We start from the raw sequence: 4,558 nt of genomic DNA, 5'->3' as shown, positions 1-4,558 counted from the left end.
GGCCGGAAACAGGAGCGAGGACTTTGCTCACTTTGGTCCCTCAAAGTGAGGCGCCGAGGGGCGAAAAGGGGACTTGAGTCTTATCTGAATCTATCTGACCTCGCAGAACCTGTGTGACGCAGAGCGTCACAAAAATGCTCTGCGTTTCACTCTCAACTGCCCTGCAACGGGGGGGCATCCTGAAAGAAGTAATCCTTCCACGACGTCGGCTTGTTCTTGATCGCGCCGACACAGTACAAAAACTCGGCCAGCGGGTAGGTGTTCTTCGGCGTGATGGTGAATTGAAACTCCGGCTGATCAATGATCTTCAACAGTTCGGCACGGTCGATCTTCGCCTTGGTGACGCGCAGGTAGATGTCGGCGGCAGCACCAATGTCTTTGCTGACAAAAGCTTCTGCCTCGGCCAGCGCTTCAATGAAGGCCTTGTAGGTTTTCGGGTTTTCGTTGCGAAATTTCTCGGTGGCGAACAGTACCGTGGGAGAGTTAGGCCCCAGCAGGTCATAAGTGTTGAGCACTACATGCACGTTGGGGTTTTTCAGTTCCTGATCCTGATAAGGCGGGTTGGAAAAGTGCCCTGTCAATTCGGTGCCACCCGCGATCAGGCTGGCGGCGTCCGGGTGCGGCAGGCTCAGGGTGTACTTGTCCAGGCGTGCGTATTCCTTATCACCCCAGAGTTTCGCGGCGGCGAATTGCAGGTAGCGTGACTGCACTGAAACACTGACTGCCGGCACCGCGATGCGGTCCTTTTCGGTGAAGTCGGCGATGGTTTTGACGTTGGGGTTATTGCTCACCAGGTAATAGGGGAAGTTGCCCAGCGATGCGACCGCCTTGACGTTCTGCCTGTCCTTGGTGCGGTCCCAGATGGTCAGCAACGGACCAACCCCGGCACCGGCAACATCGATGGAGCCCGACAGCAGCGCATCGTTGACCGCCGAACCTCCGGACAGTTGGGTCCAGTCCACCTTGATCTCCAGGCCGTCTTCCTTGCCGTGTTTCTCGATCAATTGTTGATCGCGCACCACGTTGAGCAGCAGGTAGACGATGCCGAACTGCTCGGCGATGCGAATTTCGCCTTCAGCCTGTGCGCTGGCGGGCGCAATCAGCGTTCCGGTCAGTAGCGCGGCACCAAGCCCGATGGCCGCTGCCAGACGGCTGAAACGGGGTAGAAAGGGGGCAGGTTTTGACATGCATGGCTCCAAAATGGAAACGGAATTTTCTGGAGCATATCGCTATATAAAAATTTATTTAAATAACCTTAACGAATATGAATAGACCGCCTGATGCGCTTGGGAAGCCTGTACACCAGTCGTTCTTAATATTCTTATTTTTTATAATTAGCTTAGAAGTAAGTGTGATTTTTAATTGATTTGTAATGCGCCTAGTCTGGCTGGCCAGTCAGCAGTCACCAAGGAGCAACATTATGAGCAACGTCAGCGCTTTGCCACTCCAGCCAGGTACTACGCCGTCGGGTGGCGGCAGTGTGCGTGACAGGGTTTCGCCGCAGGAATGGGAAGTCCGGGTCAAGTTGGCGGCGGCCTATCGGCTGGCCGCGCTCAAGCGCTGGACCGACCATATCTATACACACTTCTCGGCGCGGGTACCGGGGCCGGACGAGCACTTTCTGATCAACGCGTTTGGCCTGTTGTTCGATGAAATCACCGCATCCAATCTGGTCAAGGTCGACATCGACGGCACGATTGTCGATGACCCGACAGGGCTGGGTATCAACTACGCCGGTTACGTGATTCACAGTGCCATTCACGCTGCGCGCCATGACCTGCAAGCGGTGCTGCACACCCACACCCGTGACGGTATCGCAGTGTCGGCGCAAAAGGACGGGCTGCTGCCGATTTCCCAGCACTCCATTGCCTTCTCCGGGCGCGTGGCCTATCACGGTTACGAAGGCATTGCGCTGGACCTGAGCGAGCGTGAACGACTGGTCGCGGACCTGGGTGACAAGAGCGTGATGATCCTGCGCAATCACGGCTTGCTCACCGGCGGGGTGAGTGTAGAGCACGCATTCCAGCAGCTGCATGCCCTCGAATACGCCTGCAATATCCAGATTGCAGCGCAGTCTGCCGGCAACGCTGAACTGGTGTTTCCGCCCCGGGAGGTCATCGCCAAAGTGGAAGAGCAGGCCAAGGCCATCAAGGACGGCCATGGTCCGGGTGTCGCCCGACACTGGAATGCGCTGATCCGAGAGCTGGAGCGCAGCGGCACCGATTACCGGGACTGAACCTGCAACACGGTGATGCGAGGCGCCTGGGGTTGGTGTAGTGTGCGCAGCCAAAACAAGGGGCGCACACATGCAAGACCTGCTGAACGAAATCCTCGATGAAGTAAGACCCTTGCTTGGTCAGGGCAAGGTGGCCGATTACATTCCGGCACTGGGTGGGGTGCGGCCTGATCAACTGGGCATTGCGGTGTACGGCAACGACGGCCAGGTGTTCAGCGCCGGTGATGCCGAAACGCAGTTTTCGATACAGAGTATTTCCAAGGTGTTCAGCCTGGTGCAGGCCATCGGGCACTCCGGTGAGGACATCTGGCAGCGCCTGGGGCACGAGCCCTCCGGCCAGCCGTTCAACTCGCTGGTGCAGCTGGAATTCGAACGGGGCAGGCCGCGCAACCCGTTCATCAACGCCGGCGCGCTGGTGATCTGCGACATCAATCAGGCACGGTTTGCGGCACCGTCGCTGTCAATGCGTGACTTCGTTCGACGCCTGTGCGGCAATCGGGCGATCACCTCCGATTCCAAAGTTGCGGAATCCGAATACCAGCACCGTTCGCGCAACGCCGCAGCGGCCTATCTGATGAAGTCTTTCGACAATTTTCATGGCGATGTGGAAGACGTGCTGCGCAGCTATTTCCACCATTGTGCGCTGAGCATGAATTGCATTGATCTGGCCAAGGCGTTCGGTTTTCTGGCCAATCAGGGCTTATGCACTCACAGTGGCGAGCAGATACTCACCGCACGCCAGGCCACTCAGGTCAATTCGATCATGGCCACCAGCGGTCTTTACGACGAAGCCGGTAACTTCGCCTATCGTGTCGGCCTGCCGGGCAAGAGCGGAGTAGGGGGTGGTATCGTTGCGATTGTGCCGGAGCGCGCTTCGGTCTGTGTGTGGTCTCCGGAGTTGAACGCGGCGGGCAATTCCCTTGTCGGTATGGCTGCGCTGGAAAAACTCAGCGCGAGGATCGACTGGTCGGTGTTTTAAAGCCTTCTGAAGTGAACGGTGCGGTAAAGCGCGAACCTGGCAGGAGTCATGGATTGAATCGAAGGCTAAGCAAATCGCTCATGCTGAGCGTCGGGCTGCTGGTGCTGGCAGGTTGTGGCACCCAGCGTGTGCAGGAACCTGAACTGAGCCCGGAACAGGCGCGTGCGCAGATCGTGCGCCTGATGCCTGCCACTGTTACGGATCGGCAGGCGTGGGCAACGGATATCCATGCCGCATTTGCCGCGCAGAAAATTCCGATGACCACCGAAAACCTGTGCTCGGTATTGGCTGTGACCGAACAGGAGTCAACCTTTCAGGTCGATCCTGCGGTGCCGGACATGGGCCGCATTGCCCGTGCCGAAATAAACCGCCGCGCGGCGCGCTTGCATATCCCCAATGCATTGATAGCCACTGCATTGCGCGTACGTTCACCAGACGGCAAGACCTATGGCAAGCGGCTCGATTCAGCCCGCACAGAGAAAGACCTCAGCGCGATCTTTGATGATTTCATCGGCATGGTACCGCTGGGCCAGACACTGTTCGGCAATTTCAACCCGGTCAAGACCGGCGGCCCGATGCAGGTCAGCATCGCCTTTGCCGAGAAGCATGCGGAAGATTATCCCTACACGGTGGATGGCTCGATCCGACGCGAAGTCTTTACTCGCCGTGGCGGCATGTATTTCGGCATCGCTCATCTACTGGGTTACCCGGTGAACTACACCCAGTCCCTGTACCGCTTTGCCGATTTCAATGCCGGTTGGTACGCCAGTCGCAATGCCGCGTTTCAGAACGCGGTGAGTCGTGCGACCGGCATCGAGCTGGCGCTTGATGGCGATCTGATTCGTTTCGACTCCACCTCGCCAGGCTCCACCGAGCTGGCAGTGCGAACCCTGGCTGACCGGCTGGGCATGAACAAGTCACAGATATGGAACCAGCTCAAGCAGGGCGATACCCTGGAGTTCGAAGAGACCGATCTGTACAGCAAGGTGTTTGCACTGGCGGACAAGGCAGCAGGCAAGCCCTTACCAAGAGCCATCCTGCCCGGCATCACCCTGAAAAGCCCGAAAATCACCCGCAGCCTGACCACCGCCTGGTTCGCCGAACGCGTCGACGACCGCCGCGAACGCTGCGTACAGCGCGCACCGAAGTGAGGGTGAGTCCGGAATAAGCGATCACACATCGATTATCGTTACCACGCTCCGCGTGGTAATGNNNNAATGCAGTTCGTGACGCTCCACGTCACACATTAGAGCCTCGACACCTGATTCAGGCCTTACGAGATGCTGGCCTGAGCTCCGGTTACGCCTGCTGTTTCACCAGACTGAAGATGTGTGACGCAGAGA

Annotated in this window: 4 protein-coding genes; 3 read left to right on the top strand and 1 reads right to left on the bottom strand. The window is 57.9% G+C overall.

Annotated elements, in window-relative coordinates; all coding sequences use genetic code 11:
* Positions 1-152: 152 nt before the first annotated feature.
* Positions 153-1,187: an ABC transporter substrate-binding protein gene (locus ALO64_RS19590; RefSeq protein ID WP_044344744.1), complete on the bottom strand. Its 1,035-nt coding sequence runs from the start codon at positions 1,185-1,187 to the stop codon at positions 153-155.
* 233 nt (positions 1,188-1,420) lie between these two features.
* Here ALO64_RS19590 and ALO64_RS19585 point away from each other — a divergent pair, with 233 nt between their 5' ends.
* The 3 genes from ALO64_RS19585 to ALO64_RS19575 all read left to right on the top strand — a co-directional run bounded on the left by ALO64_RS19585 (position 1,421) and on the right by ALO64_RS19575 (position 4,366).
* On the top strand, positions 1,421-2,236 hold the full coding sequence (locus ALO64_RS19585) for a class II aldolase/adducin family protein (protein WP_044344743.1): 816 nt from the start codon (positions 1,421-1,423) through the stop codon (positions 2,234-2,236).
* Positions 2,237-2,306: 70 nt separating this feature from the next.
* Positions 2,307-3,215 carry a glutaminase B gene (gene glsB, locus ALO64_RS19580; RefSeq protein ID WP_044344742.1) on the top strand — a complete coding sequence of 303 codons (909 nt, stop codon included), beginning with the start codon at positions 2,307-2,309 and terminating at the stop codon, positions 3,213-3,215.
* Between the two features lie 80 nt (positions 3,216-3,295).
* Positions 3,296-4,366 (top strand): DUF1615 domain-containing protein, encoded by a 1,071-nt coding sequence (locus ALO64_RS19575; protein WP_044344741.1) that lies wholly within the window; start codon positions 3,296-3,298, stop codon positions 4,364-4,366.
* The last annotated feature ends 192 nt before the right edge of the window (positions 4,367-4,558 follow it).

The sequence above is a fragment of the Pseudomonas meliae genome, assembly GCF_001400515.1.
GTDB lineage: Bacteria > Pseudomonadota > Gammaproteobacteria > Pseudomonadales > Pseudomonadaceae > Aquipseudomonas > Aquipseudomonas amygdali.
Note: the sequence above shows the minus strand (reverse complement) of the source record. Positions and strands in the feature narration are given on the sequence as shown.

Excerpts from the sequence above, each read along its gene's own strand:
- glsB (WP_044344742.1), top strand. The coding sequence starts at position 2,307 with ATGCAAGACCTGCTGAACGAAATCCTCGATGAAGTAAGACCCTTGCTT.
- ALO64_RS19585 (WP_044344743.1), top strand. The coding sequence starts at position 1,421 with ATGAGCAACGTCAGCGCTTTGCCACTCCAGCCAGGTACTACGCCGTCG.
- ALO64_RS19575 (WP_044344741.1), top strand. The coding sequence starts at position 3,296 with ATGCTGAGCGTCGGGCTGCTGGTGCTGGCAGGTTGTGGCACCCAGCGT.
- ALO64_RS19590 (WP_044344744.1), bottom strand. The coding sequence starts at position 1,187 with ATGTCAAAACCTGCCCCCTTTCTACCCCGTTTCAGCCGTCTGGCAGCG.